This is a genomic window from Streptomyces sp. KM273126, assembly GCF_004337435.2.
GTDB lineage: Bacteria > Actinomycetota > Actinomycetes > Streptomycetales > Streptomycetaceae > Streptomyces > Streptomyces acidicola.
In genome coordinates this window covers 4,468,916-4,489,603 of record NZ_SJXB02000001.1, presented here as the reverse complement: position 1 = coordinate 4,489,603, position 20,688 = coordinate 4,468,916, and the positions used below count along the sequence as shown (strand labels likewise).

Genomic DNA, 20,688 nt, shown 5'->3' with positions numbered 1-20,688 from the left:
TCAACTGGAGTCGAAGTTGGTGAATTGAACCAGCGGCGAGTGGCAACAACCCGACCGCAGGAGGGCAACGACCATGCGCACAAGAAGACTCACCGGATCCCTGACCTGTCTCGTCGTCCTGTCCTTGACGGCCGCGGGCTGCGGCCTGTCGGGCGGCGGCTCCGGAGACGGGGAGGCCACCGTGGGCAACTGCACGGTCGACAAGGGCAATGTCGGCTCCGGCAAGCTCTCCGGCGACATCAAGGGCAAGATCACCTTCCAGACGACGAACTTGAAGAAAGACTTCGGGGAGTTCTTCAACGGAGTGATCGACGACTTCGAGAAGGCCAACCCCGGCACCTCGGTCAAGTGGATCGACGACCCCGGCGACACCGCGACGTTCACCCAGCGCAACGTCGCCGACGCCCAGGCCTGCACCCTGCCGGACGTGCTCAACCTCAACTCCGAGACGGCGACGGCCCTCACCAAGTACGACTACCTGCTCAACCTCGGCGTCAAGGACCCCTCCTCCGCCGAGCCGTTCGTCCCGGCGTTCTGGAAGTCCAGCACCATGAAGGACTCCACGGACGCGTCCGTGCACACCGTGTTCCCCTGGTACACCGGCGGCGTCCTGCTGACGTACAACACCGACCTGCTGAAGAAGGCCGGGATCGACCCGGACAAGCCGCCGACGACCATGTTCGAGCTGTTCGCCGACTACGAGAAGATCGCCAAGTCGGCCAAGGGCGAGTACTACGCGACGATGGCCAACCCGATCTGGCGGATACCGGCCGACTGGGACCAGATGGACATCAGGACGCTGTCCGCCGACGGCAAGGCCGCCACCTTCGCCGAGGACCCGAGGACCACGCAGTGGGTCGCCTGGATGGCGAAGCTGTACAAGGAGGGCGCCATGCCGAAGGACTCGCTGTCCTCCAGCAACGACCCCTCCACGCCGTACAGCCAGGGCCAGGTCGCCTACGGTTCGACGAACCCGAGCTTCGTGCGCTTCGTGAAAGAGAACAGCCCGTCGGTCTACGCCAAAACCGGCGTCGGCCGGCAGCCGCTCGACAAGCTCGGCCACACCACCGGTGCCCCGCAGTACATCGGGGTCAGCTCGACGAGCAAGAATGCCCCCACGGCGCTCGCGTTCGCCAAGTTCCTCACCAACGCCCAGAACCAGACGGCCTGGTGCAAGAACCCGAACGTCGTGATCTTCCCGACGACCACGGCCTCGCTGGACGACCCGTTCTTCCAGAACGCGACCGGCGACGACCCCTTCTCCAAGGCCCGCGCGCTCGTCGCCGAGCAGCTCAAGACCGCCACCGCCTACCAGACCAACCTCTCCCCGGCGGTGCAGAAGGCCATCGTGTCCCAGGTGCAGCTGGCCATGCAGGGCAAGAAGAGCCCCGAGCAGGCGGTGAAGGACGCCCAGGACAAGGCGAACGAGCTGCTGAAGCAGGGCAGCTGACCGTGGTGGCCGACACCACGAAGCCGGTGTCCGTGCCCGGTACGGAGGCCACGCGGCCCGCACCGGGCACCGCCCCGTCCCGTATACGCCGAGCGGGCCGTGCCCTCAGGCCCGGGCCCGCTCCCGGCGCCAACGGCGCGGCGCTGTACCGCCGCTGGTGGCAGCCCTGGCTGTGGGCCGCCCCCGCCATCGTCTGCGCGGCGGTCTTCGGCGTATTCCCGTTCCTCAACACGCTTCTGCTGTCGTTCACCGATGCCAAGCCGCTCGGCGGCGCCGCGGGCTTTGTCGGGTGGTCCAACTACACGCGGATGCTGGACGACCCCGACTTCTGGCTGGCGACCCGCAACAGCCTGCTGTACGCGCTGATCGTGGTGCCGCTGATGGTGCTGCTGCCGCTGCTGCTCGCCGTCCTGGTGGAGAAGCAGCTGCCCGGCATCGGGTTCTTCCGGTCGGCCTTCTACACCCCGGTCCTCGCCTCCAGCGTGGTGGTGGGTCTGAGCTGGCAGTGGCTGCTCGCCGACGAAGGGCTGATCAACACCTCGCTGGAGAAGGCCCATCTGATCGAGGACGCCATCCCGTTCCTGTCCGACTCATGGCTGATCCTGTTCTCCGCGATGGGCCTGACGCTGTGGAAGGGCCTCGGCTGGTACATGATCTTCTACCTGGCCGCGCTGGGGAACGTGCCCAAGGAGCTGCACGAGGCGGCGGCGATGGACGGCGCCGGCGCGGTCCGGCGGTTCTGGCACATCACGGTGCCGGGCGTCCGGCAGGCCATGATGCTGGTCGGCACGCTCACCGGCATCGGCTCGCTGCGGGTGTTCACCGAGATCTACATGCTCGGCAGCCCCACCGGTGGCCCCGGCGGCGCCGACCGCACTCTGCCCTTCTACATCCGCGACGTCGGCCTCGACCCCCTCACCGGCAACGCCGGTTACGGATCGGCGGTCAGTGTGGCCCTGTTCCTGCTGACGCTGGGGCTGACCCTGCTGGCGCAGCGCCTGACGAAGGAGGACGAGTCATGACGACGGCCGTGCCCAAGTCCCGGCGCCCGATGCCCCGGCGCCCGATGCCCCGGCGTCTCATGCCCCGCTGGCGGGACTACGGCCGCCCCCGTGAACTCGTCCTGCGCTATCTGCTGCTGCTCTTCGTGCTCGGCATCACCGTGGGGCCGCTGCTCTGGCAGTTCCTGGCGTCGCTGAAGGGCACCGGCGAGGACGTCTTCGGGGAGAACGCCTCGCTGCTGCCCCACGACCCGACCCTGCGCGCCTACCGGGAGGTCTTCGAGCAGGTGCCGGTGGCCACGTACATCTGGAACAGCCTGTTCGTGGTCGTCCTGTCCGTCACCAGCCAGTTGCTGTTCTCCACCACGGCCGGGTACATGCTCTCCAAGCCCGCGTGGAAGGGCCGCAGGGCGGTGTGGGTCCTGCTGGCCGCCTCCATGATGTTCCCCTTCGAGTCGATCATGGTGTCGCTGTTCCTGAGCATCCGTGACCTCGGCCTGGTCGACAGCCTGGTGGGGGTGTGGCTGCCCGGGTTCGTCGGTGCCATCAACGTCCTGCTGATGCGCGGTGCGTTCCTGGCGGTGCCGCGCGAGATCGAGGACTCGGCGATGATCGACGGTGCGGGCGAGTGGCAACGGTTCAGGCACCTGTATCTGCCGTCCGCGTGGGGCGCGATCCTGGTGGTCGTCATCAACACCTTCATCGCCGCCTGGGACGATTTCCTGTGGCCGCTGATCGTGCTGCGCTCCGAGGCCAACATGACGCTGACGCTGGGTCTCTCCCGGTTGCAGAGCTCGTCGTTCGGCTACGACCAGCGGGTGGTCATGGCCGGGTCGGTGATCTCCATCGTTCCGGTGCTGGTGCTGTTCTTCCTCACGCAGCGGTGGTTCTACAAGGGTGTCTCGGCGGGCGCCGTGAAGCTCTGACCGTCGGTCCGCAGCACGAGGGGCACGGCGGTCAGCGCGGCCCGCGACGACTCGGCGACCCTGATCTCCAGGGTGCCGGGCAGTACGGCCGTCTCCAGGTCGGCGCCGACCTGGGCCAGCTGACCGTCGCCGAGGGGGAAGGTGATCGTGCGCCGCTCGCCCGGCGCCAGTTCGACTCTCCGGAAGTCCCGCAGTTCGAGGGTGCGTGGCCACACCGGGGTCAGCAGACGGCGGATGTAGAGCTGGGCGACGGTACGGCCGTGGCGCTGCCCGGTGTTGGTGATGTCGACCTCGACGGTGTCCCCGACGGCGTCCTCGGCGAGACGCGGCGGGCCGTACGCGAAGGCCGTGTACGTCAGCCCGTGCCCGAAGGAGTAGAGCGGCTCGGCGCTCTCGTCGACGTACGACCCGTACTCGGTGTCCTTGTGGTTGTAGTGAACGGGCAGTTGACCCACCGAGCGCGGCACGGAGACGGGGAGCCGTCCGCCGGGTTCCGCGTGCCCGAGCAGTACCTCGGCGATCGCGTCGCCGCCCCACGGGCCGGGGTACCAGGCGGTGAGCAGGGCCGCCGCCCGGTCCGCCGCCTCGGGTACGGCGTGCGGGCGGCCCTGGAGCAGGACGACCACGGTGGGTGTGCCGGTGGCCGTGACGGCGTCCAGCAGCACGTGCTGGGCCGGGCCGAGCCGTAGTCCGGCGAGGTCCACGCCCTCTCCGGAGGTCATCTCCGAGACGGGTGTGCGGGCGGCTCCGTTGGCGGCGAAGTCCGTGTCCGGGGTACGGGCGCTGCTGCCGCCCAGGACGAGGACGGCCAGGTCGGCGGCGCTCGCCGCGGCGACGGCCTCGGGGATGCCCGACACGTCGTCGCCGGTGAGCGCGCAACCGCGGGCGTGCCGGACCGCGACGTCCGGCGGGGCGAGGCGGCGCAGTCCGTCGAGGACACTGCTGCCCGTGCCGGGGCGCTGCGGGGCGGTGTAGTCCCCGAGTTGGTGGGCGGTCGTGGCGGCGTGCGGGCCGAGGACCGCGATGCGGGAGACCGTGGGCCGGACCGGCAGCACCCCGCCGTCGTCGTGCAGGAGGGTGACCGCGCCGCGCGCCAGGGCGGTGCTCAGGGCGCGCCCACGGTCGGCGGCGGGCGCGGCGACCGGCCGGTCGGCGGAGTACGGGCGGTCGAAGAGCCCGAGGCGGAACTTCAGGCTCAGCACCCGGGCGACGGCGGCGTCCAGGACGTCCTCACCGACGAGACCGCGCCCGACCGCCTCCTGAAGGTGCGTGAAGCCCTCGTCCCACAGGCTCAGGTCGACGCCCGCGGTCAGGGCGAGGGCGCCGGCGGACACCGTGTCACCGGTGATCCGGGCCAGCCGGTCCACGGCGAGCCCGTCGGCCATGACGATCCCCTGGAAACCCCAGCGCTCGCGGAGCAGCCCGTGCAGCAGGGCACGGTTGCCGGAGCAGGGCATGCCGTCGACCTCGTTGTACGCGGCCATGACGGCGGCGGCGCCGGCCCGGACTCCGGCACGGGCGGCCGGGAGGTGGATCTCGTGCAGTTCCCGGAGTCCGAGTTCCGACTCGGCGGAGTTGCGGCCGCCGACCGTGGCGCCCTGTCCGGCGAAGTGCTTGAGCACGACGGGGGCCTTGTCGTCGGCGAAGAGACCGTCCCGCGTGTCCCCTGTCTCCCCATGTGTCTCCCCCTGCATGCCCCGCACCAGTGCCTCGGTGAGCCGGGCGGCCAGGTACGGGTCCTCGGCGAAGCACTCCTCGGTACGGCCCCAGCGCGGGTCGCGGGCGATGTCCAGCGCGGAGACGAGGGCCACATGGCCGCCGCGGGCGCGCAGTTCGGCGGCGGCGTGGGCGGCGGCGCGTTCGTACAGCTCGGGGTCCCAGGTGGCGCCGACCGTCAGGTTGACGGGGAGGACGGTGCCGTCCAGGGCCATGTGGCCGTGCGGGACCTCCTCGACGAACAGGGCCGGGATGCCGTGGCGGCCGGCCGCCACGACGTGACGCTGCACCAGGTCGGCGAGGGCCGCGCCGTGCGCGGCGTCCGCTCCGGTGGCGTGGTCGACCCCGGACCAGGCGTCGGCGCGGAAGAGTCCGTACAGGGCGCCGAGCCCCGCGAAGCGCTCGGTCTCGGCGTGCAGCGCCTCGGTGAGCTCGAACGCTCCGTCGGGTGTGCGGCGGTAGGCGTCCCAGCCGTACATGCGCTGGTTGAGCTGGCCGGCCTTCTCGCGCAGGGTCATACGGGCCAGGAGGTCACGGACGCGGGTGTCGACCGGCGCCGTGGAGTCACGGTAAGGGAGGAGGGCTTCCTGCTGAGTGCCGCTCATCGGCCACCGCCTTCGTGTTCGAGCCGGGCGAGGGCCACGGCCCCCCGGCAGCCGTCCGCCACCCCGTCGAGCGTCAGGCCGAGAGCCCGGAGCCGGCCGGTCAGGGGTGCGGTCAGGGGGCCGTCGGGCCCGAGCAGCCCGCCGGTGGCGACGATCCGTTCGCCGGGCCGGGGTTCCAACGCGCGGATGGTTTGCGTCAGTTGGTCCGCCGCCTCGTCGAGGATCGCACCGGCGACGGCGTCGTCGCGCCGGGCCGCCTCGGCCACCAGGGGCGCGAGCCGGGCGAGCCGGATCGGCGGCTGCCCCATCACGGCCGGCAGCAGGTGCATGCGGAAGGCCTCGCGTCGGGCCCGGGTCCAGTTCTCCGAGGCGGCGCCTCCCTTTTCGTACCGCGGGACGTCTTCGTACGGCAGGGCGCCTTCGTACGGCAGGGCGCCTTCGTACCGGATGACGCCCTCGGACGGCAGGATGTTGGCCTCGGACGGCAGGACCTCCTCCGGCAGCCCCAGCGCGCGCCCGACCGTGGCGGCCAGTGCCGTGGGCCGGCCGCGCCCGTCCGCCATGCGCAGAGCGGCTCGCACGGCGCTGCGGCCGATCCAGAAGCCGCTGCCGTCGTCGCCGAGGAGCCAGCCGTCGCCGTCCACGGTGGCGGCGCAACGGCGTTCCGCGATCCTGGCCGCGACCGCGCCCGTGCCCGCCACCAGGGCGAGGCCGTCGGCGGGGGCGCCGGGCGCGGAGGCGAACGCGGCCTCGATGTCGCTGTGGATCCCGACCGTTTCGGTGGCGATGCCCAGTTCGCCGAGCGCGGCGGTCAGGGCGGCCAGCGCGTTGAGGCGCCCGGGCTCGTCCGGGGAGGCTCCCGTGGCACCCGCGAAGCCTCCGGCCACGGCCACGACCCTGCCGCGCGCCCCTTCCGGCACCGCCCGGTCGACGGCCTCGGCGAGGTGCTCGGTGAGCTGCGGCACGGGGACGGTCAGGGCGTTGCCGGGACCGGCGACGCCCTCGCCCAGCGGGCGTCCGTCCCCGGCGGCCGCCAGGACGGCGCGGGTGCGTGTGCCGCCCACGTCGAGACCGACCACAAGATCCTGGTTCAATTCATTGTTCATCGCGGACTATGGTGGTTGATACATTCGCCGGGGACAAGACCCGACCAGACCCGACCGGACCCGCCCGCGTCGGCGCACGCAGCGCATGCTTCGAGGAGGACCCCATCAGTACTCCCCCCGCGCCCGCACCGTCCCCCGCGCCGCCTCTCCGGTTCGGCGTCAACTACACACCGCGCCGCGGCTGGTTCCACTCCTGGCACGACTTCGACGAGGCACACGCCCGTGAGGACCTGGCGCAGATAGCCGGGCTCGGCCTGGACCACGTCCGGGTGTTCCACCTCTGGCCGCTCCTGCAGCCCAATCGCACGCTGATCCGCACCGCGGCCGTCGACCAGCTGGTCCGGCTCGTCGACCTGGCGGGCGAGACGGGCCTCGACGTCATGGTGGACGGCGTGCAGGGCCACCTGTCGAGCTTCGACTTCTACCCGGAGTGGACCCGCAGCTGGCACCACCGCAACGTGTTCACCGACCCCGACGCCCTCGACGCCCAGGCACGGCTGCTCAAGACCCTCGGCCGCGCCCTCGCCGACCGCCCCCATCTCATAGGCCTCCAGCTCGGCAACGAGCTCAACAACCTGGTCGAGCACAACCCGGTCACACCCGAGCAGGTGGACCACTATCTCGACACCCTCCTCGCCGCCGCCCGCGACGGCCTCTCCGCGGCCCCGCCCGGCCGCCTGGTCACGCACTCCGCGTTCGACGCGGCCTGGTACGGCGACGACCATCCGTTCACCCCGGAGGCCTCGGCCCGCAAGGGTGACCTGACGACCGTCCACCCCTGGGTCTTCTCCGGTGACTGCGCGCGCCGTTACGGTCCCCGCTCCCCGCAGGTGCTGCACCTCGCCGAGTACGGCGTGGAGCTCGCCAAGGCGTACGCCGTGGACGTGGACCGGCCCGTCTGGGTCCAGGAGACGGGGGCGCCCGAGCCGCACATCCCCGCGGTCGACGCCCCGGAGTTCGCCCGCGCGACCGTGCTGAACGCGGCCGGGTGCGCCGGGCTGTGGGGCGTGACGTGGTGGTGCTCCCACGATGTGGACCGCGCCCTGGCCGACTACCCGGAACTGGAGTACACCCTGGGCCTGTTCGACTCCTCCGGCCGGGCCAAGCCGATCGCCGCGGCCCTCGCCGAGACAGTCACCGGACTGCGCGCCGAGCCTCCCGCTCCCGAACCGCGCACCACCGCCCTGGTCCTGGACTGCGCACCGGGCACACGGTCCGTCTCCGGTCCGGGCGGCACGTACTTCGAGACGTGGATGCGTCTGTGCACCGAGGGCGCCCGCCCCGCCGTGGTCCTCGCCGGACGCGCGGACGACGCCGGGTACCTCGCGGCCCGGGGGATCACGGAGCTCGTGAGGGCGGGATGACGCTCACCCGCCCATGAAGGCCGGATGATGCTCACCCGCCCGTGAGGACCTCCGCGACCGCCCGCAGGTTCACGCGCCCCCGCCCGTACGAGCAGAGCCCGCCTGCCTCGCCCGCTGCGTCTCCTGCGTTTCCCGGCTCCGGCAACCCCGTCGCCACCCGCACCGCATCAGGCCGCCCGGCCAGCAGCGCGTCACGGAGCCGGTGCTGCCAGGGGTGCAGCCCGGCGTCGTACGTGGCGACCACCAGCGGCGATCCCTCGGCGCCCCGCAGCACCTCGGCGACGAGCCCCGCCGGGTCCGCGGGCTCCTCGGTGACCGCCGTCCCGGTGGCCGTGGGGTCGAGCGCGCGCACCTCGGTCAGCAGGTCCTCACCGCCCCAGTTGAGTGCGGGATGCGGGGGCGGGAACAGGTCGACGACATGGGCGCCCCGCACGGGCCCCGGCAGCGCCCGGCCGCGTACGGCACGGCGGGCCGCCTCCAGCCCGGCGCCGGCGTCCCACGGGCCGCTCACCCCCGGGGTGGCGTAGCGCCGGGCCAGCCGCCGGACCCGCCCCGCGGCCTCCAGCACGCGCTCCGCCGGCAACTCACCGGCCCGGAGCGCCTGGAGCACCGCGTTCCGGCAGGCGAGGGTGACGTCCAGGTCCGCCACCGCGACGACGACCTGGTCGACCCCGGCGGCGAGGGCGAGCCGCGCTCCGGCGGCCTCTCCGTAGCGGTCGGAGATCGCCTTCATCTCCAGGGCGTCGCTGACGAGGACGCCGTCGAACCCGAGGTCGCCGCGGAGCAGTTCGCCCAGGATGCGCGGGCTGAGGGTGGCGGGCCGCCCGGGGTCAAGGGCCGGGTAGACCACGTGCGCGCTCATGAGCATCGGGACGCCCGCGGCGACGGCCGCCCGGAACGGCTCGATGTCGTGGGCGAGTTCGCCGTACGGGCGGGGGTCGACGGCCATGTCATGGTGGCTGTCGGTCTCGGTGCCGCCGTGCCCGGGGAAGTGCTTGGCACAGGAGGCGACACCGCGCGCCTCGGTGGCGGTGATCCAGGCGCGCAGCTGGCGGGAGACGAGCGCGGGGTCGGCTCCGAAGGAGCGGGTGCGCACGATCGGGTTGCGCGGCTGGTGCTGGAGGTCGGCGACGGGGGCGTACGACGCGGTGATGCCGAGCGAGGCCAGGTGCCCGGCGAGCGCGTCGGCGCAGCGCGCGGTCAACTCGGTGTCGTCGACCACGCCGAGTGCGAAGTTGCCGGGGACCTCGGGTGCGCCCGCGCCCACCAGGTGGCCGATGCCGCCGCCCTCGTTGTCGATGGCGACGAGCAGGTCGGGGCGCAGTTCCCGCAGGCGCTCGGTGAGGCCGCGGAGCTGGTCGGCGTCGCGCACGTTGCGGGTGAAGAGGATGACCCCGCCGAGTCCGCGCTCGATGAGCCGCTTCAGGTCGTCGGGGACCGCCGTGGTGCCCTCGAACCCGGCGACGAGGCAGCGATGGGCGGCCTCGTCCAGGTCGGCCGGCAGGTCCGGTCGGTCGTGCGCGTGCTCGGGGTGGGTCATGATCCGATGATAGAAGCCACCAATTCCAGCCCACAAGGTGAATCATTCAACCGGAGCGGAGCCCGGGTGCGACGCTTCCGCAAGGAGCACAGGGAGCGAGCGCCCTACCCCTTCCACCCCTGGCTCCGCAGCACCCCCGACACGTCCGGCGCCCGGTAGTGCTCCCCCTTGAGGACCTTGCCGTCCTCGCGGCGGGTGACCCTGCCGTCAGGGCCCAGCTTGGTCATGTTGGAGCGGTGGACCTCGGCGATCACCGCGTCGAGGTCGATCCCGTGGACGAGGGCGGTGCCGTACGCCACGTACACGACGTCCGCGAGTTCGTGCGCCAGCCGGTCGAGCGGGCCCGCCACCGCCACCTCGGCGGCCTCGGAAGCCTCCTCCGCGAGCAACTCGCCCCGGTGGGCGGCGAGTTCCGGCGCCACCTCCGTCGGTTCGGTGCGAGCGTCGAGCCCGAAGGCGTGGTGGAACTCACGGACGAGATCGGCTGGCGAGAGGTACATCCGGCGACCTTACCGGTACGCCGCCGGCGGCCGTCCTGCGCGAAATTCGGAACCCGCCAGTAGCGGGGGGGCGGTGTGCGCCGCACCGGCCCAACCCCCTACTCTCCCTTGGGTCTTCAAGCATGGCCTGCGCACCATCTCAGCCAAGAAACGTCGAGGACCCCACCGTGACAGTTCCCCCCACTCCTCCCACCTCCCCTGCCCACCGGGCGAAGTCCCGGGTGACCCGGCGCACCATGATCGGTGCCGCGGGCGCGATCACGGCCGCGGCCGTGATCACACCGACCGTGATGGCCACGACGAACGGCTCCGACGGCGACGCCGCCATCGACACCGAGGACACCAAGCCGGGCACGACCTCGGAGACGTTCCCCGAGACCCGTGCCAAGACGGCCACCGGCGAGGCCCCCGTCGAGGCCGCGTTCCCCATCGGCTACGTGGGCGTGCGCTGGGAGGGCACCTCCGCCGTGTCCGGCGGCGGCATCCGGCTGCGTGACGCGGACGGCGCGCAGGGCGCCTGGCAGGACTTCAGCGCCGGCGGCTGCTCGGAGACCAACGGCGGCGCCCTGCTGATCGCCGCCGACAAGGCCTCCGGCTACGAGCTGAAGGCGCCCGACGGGTCCACCAGGCTGCGTTCGCTGGCCCTCGACACCCAGCAGGGGCCGGGACGCAAGGTCGCCGTCCCCTCGGACACGACCCGCGTACGAGGTGTCGCCTATCTGTCGCGGGCGGCCTGGGGTGCGGACGAGAGCCTGCGTTTCAAGCCGGACGGCACGGAAAACACGCCGCCCGCGTACTACCCGTTCCAGACCATCGCGGTCCACCACACCGCCACGGTCAACGACGACCCGGACCCGGCGGCCACCGTACGCGCGATCTACCAGCTCCACGCCATCACCAACGACTGGGGCGACATCGGCTACCACTTCCTCATCGACGAGGCGGGCGCCATCTACGAGGGCCGCTACTCGGGTGACGACGGCATGCCCGCGCACGACGGGGACGGCAAGCTGGTCACCGGTTTCCACTCCGTCGGCTACAACATCGGCAACCTCGGCATCGCCCTGCTCGGCACCCTGACGGAGCAGGGCCCGACGGACGCCGCCCGCGCCTCGCTGACCCGGCTGGTCCGCGTGCTGACGCGGCTCCACGGCGTCGACCCGAAGGCCACGGTCACGTACACGAACCCGGTCAACGGCAACGTGAAGGAGGTCCCGGAGATCACCGGCCACCGGGACTGGTTCGACACGGAGTGCCCGGGCCAGACGATGTACGACGAGCTCGACCGGCTCCGCGACGAGGCGGCCCGCGGCTGACCCTTCAGCCGCCCTTCACCGGCCCGGAGGATGCCGGGCCCGCGTTCCACGGCGGGCCCGGCATCACCGTACTGGGGCACCGATCGCGCCGGAGTTCCGCACTCCGCGTCACGCTTCCGCACCCCCTCGTCACGACCCCGCACCCGGTCGAGCCCGGCCCTTGGCCGACGTTCGCTGACCTGGCAGGATGCGCGCATGTTCCCGGCACCCCACCGCATCGGCGCCCACCGCGTGCTGCTGGCCTCGACGGCCGCGCTCGTGGTCCTCGGGCTGCTGACATGGTGGCTGTGGCCGCGCGAACAGCCGCCGACCGGGACGATCACGATCAGCACGGGACCGCAGAGCGGCGTCTACCACGACTACGGCGAGCGGTTGCGCACGGCCATCGCCAGGGACATGCCGGGCCTGAAGGTGGAGCTGCTGACGAGCGACGGCTCCCAGCAGAACGTCACGCGGGTGGCGGGCGGAGAGGCCGACCTCTCCATCGCCGCGGCCGACGCCGTGGAGTCGTACGAGGGACCCGGCCGCGGCAGGCTGCGCGGACTGGCCCGTCTGTACGACGACTACGTGCAGGTCGTCGTCCCCCACTCGTCGGACATCGAGAACATCTCGGACCTCAAGGGCAAGCGGGTGGGAGTGGGAGGGGCGGAATCCGGGGTGCGCCTGATCGCGACCCGGGTGCTCAGGGCAGCCGGGCTGGACCCCGAGAAGGACATCGTTCCGCGGAGCGACAGCATAGGGACGGCCCCGGACCGGCTGCGGAACGGCGAGATCGACGCCTTCTTCTGGTCGGGCGGCCTGCCGACGGGCGGTCTGATCAAGCTCGCCGAGGTGTACGACTTCCGGTTCATCCCGATCAGCGGCGACCTCGTCACCGAGCTGCACGTCCAGGGCGAGACCACCCGCTACTACCGGTCGTCGGTGATGCCCGGCGACGCCTACTCCGTCCAGCAGGGCGCTCCCGTGCAGACGCTGACCGTGGCGAACCTGCTCGTCACCCGCTCGGACCTCGATCCCCGGCTCACCGAATGGCTCACCCGCGTGGTCATCAAGAGCCGCGACAACATCGGCTCCCATGTCCACGCGGCCCAGCTCGTGGACCTGCGCACGGCGATCTACACGGACCCCCTGCCCCTCCACGAGGGCGCCAGGCGGTACTACCGCTCCGTCAAGCCGTAGGAGCCCACCACGCCGCCGGAAACGGCACCCTCACGGCCTCAGGACGTCGGCCCCGTCCTGGGTACAGTGACGGTCACCTTCAAGCCGTGCGGCTTATGGCGGGTGTACGCGATCGAGCCGCCGCCCGCGCCGAGGAGGGCACGGGAGATGGACAGTCCGAGGCCGGAGCCGTTGATGTTCTGGTGACCGGGACTGCGCCAGAAACGGTCGCCGATGCGCCCGAGTTCCTCGTCGCTGAGGCCGGGCCCGCCGTCGGTGACGACGACGGTGGAGGCCTCGCCGTTGGAGGCGACCTCCACGTCCACCTTCTGGCCCTCGGGGGTGAACTTCAGCGCGTTGTCGATCACCGCGTCCAGTGCGCTGGACAGGGCGACCGGGTCGGCCCAGGCGGTGGTGGGCGGGCAGGTCCCCGCCAGCCGGACGCCCTTGCTCTCGGCGACCGGTCCCCACGCGGCCACCCGCTCGGCGGCCAGCTCGCCGATGTCGGTGAGCCTGAGGTCCGCCTCGGCGTGCTCGGCCAGCGCCAGGTCCAGCAGGTCGTCGAGGACCTGGGCGAGGCGCTTGCCCTCGGTGCGGACGGAAGCGATCTCCTTGTTCCCCTCCGGGAGTTCGAGTGCGAGCAGGTCGATGCGCAGCAGCAGCGCGGCGAGCGGGTTGCGCAACTGGTGCGAGGCGTCGGCCACGAAGGCGCGCTGCTGCTCCAGCACGTCCTCGACGTTGTCGGCCATCTCGTTGAACGAGCGGGCCAGGCGCCGCAGCTCCGGCGGCCCGCCGGCGACCGCGACCCTCGACTTCAGGCGGCCCGAGGCGATGGCGTGCGTGGTGGTGTCGAGGACGCGTACGGGCCTGAGGACCCAGCCGGTCAGCCGCAGCGCGGCCCCGACGGCGAGGAGCATGGCGGCGACGAGACCCGTGGAGATGACCAGCCAGCCGTGCAGGATCTCCGACCGCATGTGTCCGGTCGGCGAGTCGGTGACGACGACGGCGACGACGTCACCGTCCCGGATGACCGGGGACGCCACGACGAGACGGTTCCGCTGCCAGGGCCACACCTGCTCCGGGTCGTGACTGCGGCGCCCCAGCCGAGCCTCGTCGTAGGCGTCGCGGCCCTCGCCCTCCTCGGGCACCAGCCAGGTCTCCGGCGCGTTCGCCATGGGGGTCCTGTTGCGGTCGTAGACGCCCGCCCGGATGCCGTACACGTCGTGGTAGCGCTCCAGCTCCTTCTGCAGGGTGTCGCGACGCTCGTCCGGAATGTCCACCCGTGAGCCGCTGGGACGCTCGGTGACGTACTGCGCGAGCGCCGCGAACCGCGCGGTGTCGTCGATACGGTCGACGACCACCTTCTGCTGCTCCGCGGCCGCCAGGCTCACCGCCAGCGGGATGCCGAGTGCGAGCAGCACGGCGGCCATGAGGACGATGAGCAGCGGAAGAAGACGAGTGCGCACGCGGGCACGCTATGACGCGGAGGTGACGAGCCGGTACCCGACTCCGCGCACTGTCTCGATCAGTGCGGGCATGCGCAGTTTGGACCGCAGGGACGCCACGTGCACCTCCAGGGTGCGCCCGGTCCCCTCCCAACTGGTCCGCCACACCTCACTGATGATCTGCTCCCGACGGAAGACCACCCCGGGCCGCTGGGCCAGCAGCGCGAGCAGGTCGAACTCCTTGCGCGTCAGCTGCACGACGGAACCGTCCACGGTGACCTGCCGGGTCGGCAACTCGATGCGCACGGACCCGAGATGGAGCACATCCTCCCCGGTCACGGCGGTGTCGTCCGGGACGCTGCGCCGGCTCACGGCGTGGATACGGGCGAGCAGCTCCCCGGTGTCGTAGGGCTTGACCACGTAGTCGTCCGCTCCGAGGTTCAGGCCGTGGATCCGGGACCGTACGTCGGAGCGGGCGGTGACCATGATCACAGGGGTGCTGGTGCGCTTGCGTATCTTGCCGCAGACCTCGTAGCCGTCCTGGTCGGGCAGGCCGAGGTCCAGCAGGACGACACCGAACCCGGCGCCCTCGGGGACCAGTGCCTGGAGCGCCTCCTCGCCGCTGCGGGCGTGTGTGACGTCGAAGCCGTGCCGCGCCAGCACCGCGGACAGGGCGGCCGCGACATGGTTGTCGTCCTCGACGAGGAGCAGTCTCATTCCGGCCCCCTCCGGTTCGTTCGGTCGTTACGTGCCCATGGAAGTGACGCCGATGACGGAGGACCGCGTCAAGTGCGTATCCCCCGGTGTTACCCAGCCGGTACGCTCCCCGGCCCGGCCACTACGGGGAGTACCTGTCTGCGACCCGATCGTTATGCTCAATTCTCGCTCAGATGTAATGACGCTGGTCGGCGCCGGTCACTACTGTCTCCGCAACCGAGGAGGACGGAGCCATAAAGCGATGACCGAAGTATCGGTGGCCAAGGACGTTGTGGCCGGGACGAGCGACTTGGTCGTCCTGAAGAGCGTCAACAAGCACTTCGGCGCGTTGCACGTGCTCCAGGACATCGATCTGACCATCGCCAAGGGTGAGGTCGTCGTGGTCATCGGGCCCTCCGGGTCCGGTAAGTCCACCCTGTGCCGCACCATCAACCGCCTGGAGGGTGTCGACTCCGGCGAGATCCTGATCGACGGCCGGCCGCTGCCCGCGGAGGGCAAGGAGCTCGCCCGGCTGCGTGCCGACGTCGGCATGGTGTTCCAGTCGTTCAACCTGTTCGCGCACAAGACGGTGCTCGAAAACGTGATGCTGGGACAGCTCAAGGTCCGCAGGACCGACAAGCAGAAGGCCGAGGAGAAGGCACGCGCCCTGCTCGACCGGGTCGGTGTCGGCACGCAGGCGGACAAGTACCCGGCGCAGCTCTCGGGTGGCCAGCAGCAGCGCGTCGCGATCGCCCGGGCACTGGCGATGGATCCGAAGGTCATGCTCTTCGACGAGCCGACCTCCGCGCTCGACCCCGAGATGATCAACGAGGTCCTGGAGGTCATGCAGCAGCTCGCCCGCGACGGCATGACCATGGTGGTCGTCACCCATGAGATGGGCTTTGCCCGTTCGGCCGCCAACCGGGTCGTCTTCATGGCCGACGGCCGCATCGTCGAAGAGGCCGTGCCGGACCAGTTCTTCAGCAACCCCCGCAGCGACCGGGCCAAGGACTTCCTGTCGAAGATCCTTCACCACTGAGGGCCCAGTGAGGGCCCATCGAGGGTCCGCTGAGGGCCACTTGAAGGCCCGTTGAGGGACCTGACCGAGGACCTGAACCCCAGGCCCCCGGCGGCCCACGTCACCCGCATCCGACGGCCTGCGTCCCCACCGCACCGACGGCCCGCATCTCTTCACCACGCAAAGGACGTGCACCATGAAGCTCCGCAAGGTCACCGCCGCCTCGGCCACCGTCTTCGCTCTCGCCCTGACCGCCACCGCGTGTGGCTCCGACGACGGCGGCGACAGCGGCGACGGCGGCGGCAAGAAGATCACCGTCGGCATCAAGTACGACCAGCCGGGCATCGGCCTCAAGGAGCCCGACGGCTCGTTCTCGGGCTTCGACGTCGACGTCGCGACCTACGTGGCCAAGCAGCTCGGCTACGACGAGAAGGACATCGAGTTCAAGGAGACGCCGAGCGCCGACCGCGAGAACGCGCTCCAGCGCGGCGACGTCGACTTCATCGCGGCGTCCTACTCGATCAACGACGAGCGCAAGGCGAAGGTGGACTTCGCCGGCCCGTACCTGCTGGCCCACCAGGACCTGCTGGTCCGTGCCGACGAGAAGGGCATCAGCGAGGGCACTGACCTCAACGGCAAGAAGCTCTGCTCGGTCACCGGTTCGACCTCCGCGCAGAACATCAAGAACGAGATCGCCCCCAAGGCCCAGCTGCGTGAGAACGGCACGTACTCCGAGTGCCTCGACGGGCTCGCGAGCGGCGCGGTCGACGCGCTGACCACGGACGACTCGATCCTCGCGGGCTACGCGGCCCAGGACCAGTACAAGGGCAAGTTCAAGCTGGCCGGCCTCAAGCTGAGCAACGAGAACTACGGCATCGGTGTCAAGAAGGGCGACACCGAGATGGTCGACAAGATCAACAAGGCCCTGGAGAAGATGGAGAGCGACGGCTCCTGGGAGAAGGCCGTCGAGGCCAACTTCGGCCCGGCGAACTACAAGAACGAGCCCGCCCCGAAGATCGGCGACATCGTCAAGTAAGGCAGGAATCGGCGGTGGGCCGCTCGGCGGACCGGCCCACCGCCGCCCTCGGCACACGCGGAAGCGCGGGAGATCGTGTTCGACTTTCTTGAAGGCTACGACGTCCTAGGGGCGTTCTGGACGACAGTGCAGCTGACACTGCTCTCGGCCGTCGGCTCCCTGGTCTGGGGCACGATCCTGGCCGGTATGAGGGTCAGCCCCGTGCCGCTGATGCGCGGCTTCGGCACGGCCTACGTCAACATCGTGCGGAACATCCCGCTCACCGTCATCATCGTGTTCACCTCGCTCGGCCTCGCCGACGTCTTCGGCGTGACCCTGGGCGCCGCCGACGACTTCGACGCGCTGTCCTTCCGGCTCGCCGTTCTGGGTCTGAGCGCCTACACAGCGACCTTCGTGTGCGAGGCACTGCGCTCCGGCATCAACACGGTGCCCGTCGGCCAGGCGGAGGCGGCACGCGCCATCGGGCTCAGCTTCACCCAGGTACTCACCCTCATCGTGCTGCCGCAGGCGTTCCGCACGGTGATCGGTCCCATGGCCAACGTCCTGATCGCGTTGACCAAGAACACCACGGTCGCGGCCGCCATCGGTGTGGCGGAGGCCTCTCTGTTGATGAAGGAAATGATCGAGAACGAGGCGCAGCTCCTCCTCATCGCCACGATCTTCGCCCTGGGCTTCGTGGTGCTGACGCTGCCGACCGGTCTCCTCCTCGGCTGGCTGAGCAAGCGACTGGCGGTGAAGCGATGAGCTCCGTTCTCTATGACACTCCGGGCCCCCGCGCGAAACGGCGCAACGTCATCTTCGCGGTGGTCTTCGCCGTCCTGCTGGTGCTGCTGCTCTGGTGGGTCTGGCAGACCATGTCCGACAAGGGCCAGCTGGAGGGCGCCAAGTGGAGCCCGTTCACCGAGGCGCAGGCGTGGACGACGTATCTGCTGCCAGGCCTCGTCAACACGCTCAAGGCGGCGGCCCTGGCGATGGTGATAGCCCTGCCGCTGGGCGCGATCCTGGGCATAGCGCGGCTGTCGGACCACCGGTGGGTGCGTGTCCCGGCCGGTGTGATCGTCGAGTTCTTCCGCGCCATCCCGGTCCTGCTGCTGATGGTCTTCGCCAACCAGTTCTACTCAGAGTCCACGCAGATCAGTAGCGACGAGCGGCCGCTGTACGCAGTGGTCACGGGCCTCGTCCTCTACAACGCCTCGGTGCTCGCCGAGATCGTCCGCGCGGGCATCCTGTCGCTGCCCAAGGGCCAGACGGAGGCCGCCCAGGCCATCGGTCTGCGCAAGACGCAGGTCATGTCGTCGATCCTGCTGCCGCAGGCCGTCACCGTGATGCTGCCGGCGATCGTCAGCCAGCTCGTCGTGATCGTGAAGGACACGGCGCTCGGCGGCGCCATGCTGAACTTCACCGAGCTGCTCAACTCCCGCAAGACGCTGGCGGCGAACTACGCGAACGTCATCCCCAGCTTCATCGTGGTGGCGGTCATCTTCATCGTCCTGAACTTCATCCTGACCAGCCTCGCCGGCTGGCTGGAGGACAGGCTGCGGCGCGGCAAGAAGTCGACCGGAGCGGTTCTTCCGGCGGCGGCGGTCGCGGGCACCGCGGCGACCGGAGCGGACGGCGGCGGCTTCATGGGGGTCACCGGCGGCGACGTCGGAGACAAACCCTGACCGACGCCGGCACAACGGCGTCGGTACATCGAACAACTGACGGCATGTGAGCAATCGGAGGCAGTGGCGCGCGCGCCACTGCCTTCGTCGCTTGACGCAAACACCGGCAGTGGGTTGCATACGTTCTGTGATCGTGCACGCCGCTCCATCTGGCTGTTCCCCAACATTCCTCAGGACACCTCTCCGGGCAGGGGGCACCGCGCCGTGGATCCGGTGATCATCGTCGGAGCGGGGCCCGTCGGGCTCACGCTCGCCCTCGCGCTCGCGCGCCAGGAGGTCCCGTCCGTGGTCCTCGACGAGAGCCCGGGCAAGGACGAACAGCGGCTCGCGCGCACCGTCGTCCTGCGCGAGGACACGGCCGCGCTCCTGACCCGGCTGACCGGGTTCCCGCCGACCGACGCGGGACTCGTCTGGTCCGGATGGCGTTCCGTGCGCCGCCGGCAGGTGATCCGGAACGTCCGCTTCGACGACATGCCCGGCGGGACCGCGTCCGAGGGCGTCGCCAGGGGTGCCGCCAGTGCCGCCAGTGCCGCCGAGGACGATCCCGACGCGTCCGCCGGACCGGCCCCGCTGCATATCGCCCAGCACGTCCTGACGAGCGCGCTGCGCGCCGCCCTCGCGAACGAGCGGCTGGTCAAGGTGGCCGTGGAGAACCGCCTCGACGCGATCGAGCAGGAGGCGTCGGGCGTCACGGCACACACCCGCGGCCCCAAGGGCACCTGGTGGCGGGGCAGCTACCTCATCGGCTGCGACGGCCCGCGCTCGACGGTGCGCAAGCTCCAGGACATCCGTTTCCCCGGACGTACCGCCGTGGAGCGGCACGCCGTGGCGGCGCTGCGGACGGAACTCCCCTGGCCCGCAGAAGCGTTGCTGCACCGGGCACCGCCGTGGCGGACGTCCGGGCCCTCGGCCGAGGAGATCACCGCCCGACCCCTCCCTGACGGCGTATGGCGTCTGGACTGGCTGCTGCCTCCGGGCAAGGACCTGGTCACCCCGGACCTGCTGGTGGCGCGCATCCGGGAGACCCTCGCGGGCTGGAGTTCGGGCTCGACCCCTCCGTACGACCTGCTGGACACAGGAGTCCACACCGTCCACCACCGCCTCGCCCGCCGCTGGCGGGCCGGCCGGGTCTTCCTCGCCGGGGACGCCGCGCATCTGCTGGGCGCGCTCGGCACCCATGGCCTCGACGAGGGACTGCGGGACGCCGACAACCTCGCCTGGAAGCTGGCCCTGGCCTGGCACCACGGCCCCCACGAGGGGCTGCTCGACAGCTACCAGGCGGAGCGGCGCGGGCTCGTCGCCGCCCGGCTGCGCGCCGCCGACCAGGCTCTGCCGCTGCTGCGCGGCAGCAAGGGCCTGCGGTCCTACGTGCCCGGCTCGTCCCGCGGCCACGACACGCTGCTCACGGACGGCCACCTGGGGCGCGGCCCGCTGGGCGCGCCCGGCGCGTACGCCGATTCACCGCTCGCGCCTCCACCCACCGAGTCGGAGACCGCCGTCGATACGCCCCCGGGTTCCCCGGTCGTCGACGTACGGGTGACCGCCGAGGACGGCACCTTCGTCCGGCTGCGGGACCGGCTCGGGCGCGGGGCGCTGCTGGTGCTGCTGATCGCGCCGGGCACGGGGGTATGGGAGCGCAGGCACTGGGTGAGCGCCGGGATCATGCCACGGCTCGCGGCAGCCGTGACCGCACTGCCGCGCCCCGCCGAACTGCTGGTCGCCGAGAGCTACCCGGGCGCGGCCGCGCACACGGTCCTGCTGATCCGTCCGGACGGCCATCTGGTCACCGCGCTGAGCGGGGTACGCCCGGCGGACCTGTACGCGGCGGCGGAGGCGGCACTGGGCGGCCCGCCGAGGCCGGAGGCGGCCGCAGGGGCGGAAGCCGGGGCTGGGACGGGAGCGGGAACCGCAGCTGGGGCGGGGGCGGGGTCCGGCTGAGCCGCCGGGCCGAACTCATGGTCACCCTGAGGTCCACATAGTGACGGTGAGTTGACCCGTCTCCGCGACCATGGTGTACTCCCGATCGTGACCGACACCTGTGTGCGCCTGTGGCGGAGGGTCCATATGGACCTCGTCCGCTATGCGGGCTGCGTGTGTCGTCCGACCTGCTGAATTCGCACCCCTGCTCCGCTCCGCGCGCCCGCTCT

18 protein-coding genes are annotated in these 20,688 nt (G+C 71.1%); 12 read left to right on the top strand and 6 right to left on the bottom strand.

Annotated elements, in window-relative coordinates:
• The first annotated feature begins 73 nt into the window (after window positions 1-73).
• Genes E0500_RS19275 through E0500_RS19265 form a run of 3 tightly spaced genes read left to right on the top strand, consistent with a single transcriptional unit; the run spans window position 74 to window position 3,377 of the window.
• Window positions 74-1,450, top strand: a complete 1,377-nt coding sequence (locus E0500_RS19275) for an extracellular solute-binding protein (RefSeq protein WP_131559652.1) — start codon at window positions 74-76, stop codon at window positions 1,448-1,450.
• 2 nt (window positions 1,451-1,452) lie between these two features.
• Complete coding sequence (locus E0500_RS19270; protein ID WP_181587052.1) at window positions 1,453-2,472, top strand: carbohydrate ABC transporter permease; 1,020 nt, start codon at window positions 1,453-1,455, stop codon at window positions 2,470-2,472.
• The gene (locus tag E0500_RS19265) at window positions 2,469-3,377 is read left to right on the top strand and encodes a carbohydrate ABC transporter permease (protein ID WP_181587051.1); all 909 of its coding nucleotides are present in this window, start codon (window positions 2,469-2,471) and stop codon (window positions 3,375-3,377) included. The genes E0500_RS19270 and E0500_RS19265 overlap by 4 nt, the downstream gene beginning before the upstream one ends.
• Here E0500_RS19265 and E0500_RS19260 read toward each other — a convergent pair.
• Both E0500_RS19260 and E0500_RS19255 read right to left on the bottom strand, forming a co-directional pair.
• Window positions 3,341-5,698, bottom strand: a complete 2,358-nt coding sequence (locus E0500_RS19260; protein ID WP_131559649.1) for a glycoside hydrolase family 3 N-terminal domain-containing protein — start codon at window positions 5,696-5,698, stop codon at window positions 3,341-3,343. The two genes, E0500_RS19265 and E0500_RS19260, sit on opposite strands and share 37 nt — an antisense overlap.
• Entirely contained in the window at window positions 5,695-6,804 is a 1,110-nt protein-coding gene (locus E0500_RS19255) for an N-acetylglucosamine kinase (RefSeq protein ID WP_131559647.1), read from the bottom strand. The genes E0500_RS19260 and E0500_RS19255 overlap by 4 nt, the downstream gene beginning before the upstream one ends.
• A gap of 8 nt (window positions 6,805-6,812) precedes the next feature.
• Here E0500_RS19255 and E0500_RS19250 point away from each other — a divergent pair, with 8 nt between their 5' ends.
• Window positions 6,813-8,168: a glycosyl hydrolase gene (locus tag E0500_RS19250; RefSeq protein WP_220140549.1), complete on the top strand. Its 1,356-nt coding sequence runs from the start codon at window positions 6,813-6,815 to the stop codon at window positions 8,166-8,168.
• A 31-nt stretch (window positions 8,169-8,199) separates the two neighbouring features.
• Here E0500_RS19250 and E0500_RS19245 read toward each other — a convergent pair whose 3' ends face one another.
• Together E0500_RS19245 and E0500_RS19240 are read right to left on the bottom strand one after the other, a co-directional pair.
• Window positions 8,200-9,708: a glycoside hydrolase family 3 N-terminal domain-containing protein gene (locus tag E0500_RS19245; protein WP_131559645.1), complete on the bottom strand. Its 1,509-nt coding sequence runs from the start codon at window positions 9,706-9,708 to the stop codon at window positions 8,200-8,202.
• Window positions 9,709-9,812: 104 nt separating this feature from the next.
• Entirely contained in the window at window positions 9,813-10,208 is a 396-nt protein-coding gene (locus E0500_RS19240) for a MazG nucleotide pyrophosphohydrolase domain-containing protein (protein WP_131559643.1), read from the bottom strand.
• 167 nt (window positions 10,209-10,375) lie between these two features.
• On the opposite strand from E0500_RS19240, the gene E0500_RS19235 reads away from it, so the two are divergent.
• Both E0500_RS19235 and E0500_RS19230 read left to right on the top strand, forming a co-directional pair.
• Window positions 10,376-11,524 (top strand): peptidoglycan recognition family protein, encoded by a 1,149-nt coding sequence (locus E0500_RS19235; protein WP_131559641.1) that lies wholly within the window; start codon window positions 10,376-10,378, stop codon window positions 11,522-11,524.
• A gap of 195 nt (window positions 11,525-11,719) precedes the next feature.
• Entirely contained in the window at window positions 11,720-12,703 is a 984-nt protein-coding gene (locus E0500_RS19230; protein WP_131559639.1) for a TAXI family TRAP transporter solute-binding subunit, read from the top strand.
• A 38-nt stretch (window positions 12,704-12,741) separates the two neighbouring features.
• Here E0500_RS19230 and E0500_RS19225 read toward each other — a convergent pair whose 3' ends face one another.
• A complete protein-coding gene (locus tag E0500_RS19225) occupies window positions 12,742-14,148 on the bottom strand; it encodes a HAMP domain-containing sensor histidine kinase (protein ID WP_131559638.1) in 1,407 nt (468 codons plus the stop codon).
• A gap of 9 nt (window positions 14,149-14,157) precedes the next feature.
• Window positions 14,158-14,844, bottom strand: a complete 687-nt coding sequence (locus E0500_RS19220) for a response regulator transcription factor (protein ID WP_131559636.1) — start codon at window positions 14,842-14,844, stop codon at window positions 14,158-14,160.
• A gap of 241 nt (window positions 14,845-15,085) precedes the next feature.
• Between E0500_RS19220 and E0500_RS19215 the strand changes: the two genes are divergently transcribed.
• The 6 genes from E0500_RS19215 (at window position 15,086) to E0500_RS45435 (ending at window position 20,653) form a co-directional block, all read left to right on the top strand.
• The gene (locus E0500_RS19215; protein ID WP_131559634.1) at window positions 15,086-15,862 is read left to right on the top strand and encodes an amino acid ABC transporter ATP-binding protein; all 777 of its coding nucleotides are present in this window, start codon (window positions 15,086-15,088) and stop codon (window positions 15,860-15,862) included.
• Window positions 15,863-16,037: 175 nt separating this feature from the next.
• Window positions 16,038-16,877: a glutamate ABC transporter substrate-binding protein gene (locus E0500_RS19210; protein ID WP_131559633.1), complete on the top strand. Its 840-nt coding sequence runs from the start codon at window positions 16,038-16,040 to the stop codon at window positions 16,875-16,877.
• A 75-nt stretch (window positions 16,878-16,952) separates the two neighbouring features.
• Window positions 16,953-17,621, top strand: a complete 669-nt coding sequence (locus E0500_RS19205) for an amino acid ABC transporter permease (protein WP_131559631.1) — start codon at window positions 16,953-16,955, stop codon at window positions 17,619-17,621.
• Window positions 17,618-18,541, top strand: coding sequence for an amino acid ABC transporter permease (locus E0500_RS19200; RefSeq protein WP_131559629.1), 924 nt, complete (start codon window positions 17,618-17,620; stop codon window positions 18,539-18,541). Before E0500_RS19205 ends, E0500_RS19200 begins: the two co-directional genes overlap by 4 nt.
• A gap of 204 nt (window positions 18,542-18,745) precedes the next feature.
• Window positions 18,746-20,479 (top strand): FAD-dependent monooxygenase, encoded by a 1,734-nt coding sequence (locus E0500_RS19195; RefSeq protein WP_131559627.1) that lies wholly within the window; start codon window positions 18,746-18,748, stop codon window positions 20,477-20,479.
• Window positions 20,480-20,566: 87 nt separating this feature from the next.
• Window positions 20,567-20,653 (top strand): putative leader peptide, encoded by an 87-nt coding sequence (locus E0500_RS45435; protein WP_399120220.1) that lies wholly within the window; start codon window positions 20,567-20,569, stop codon window positions 20,651-20,653.
• Window positions 20,654-20,688: the final 35 nt, after the last annotated feature.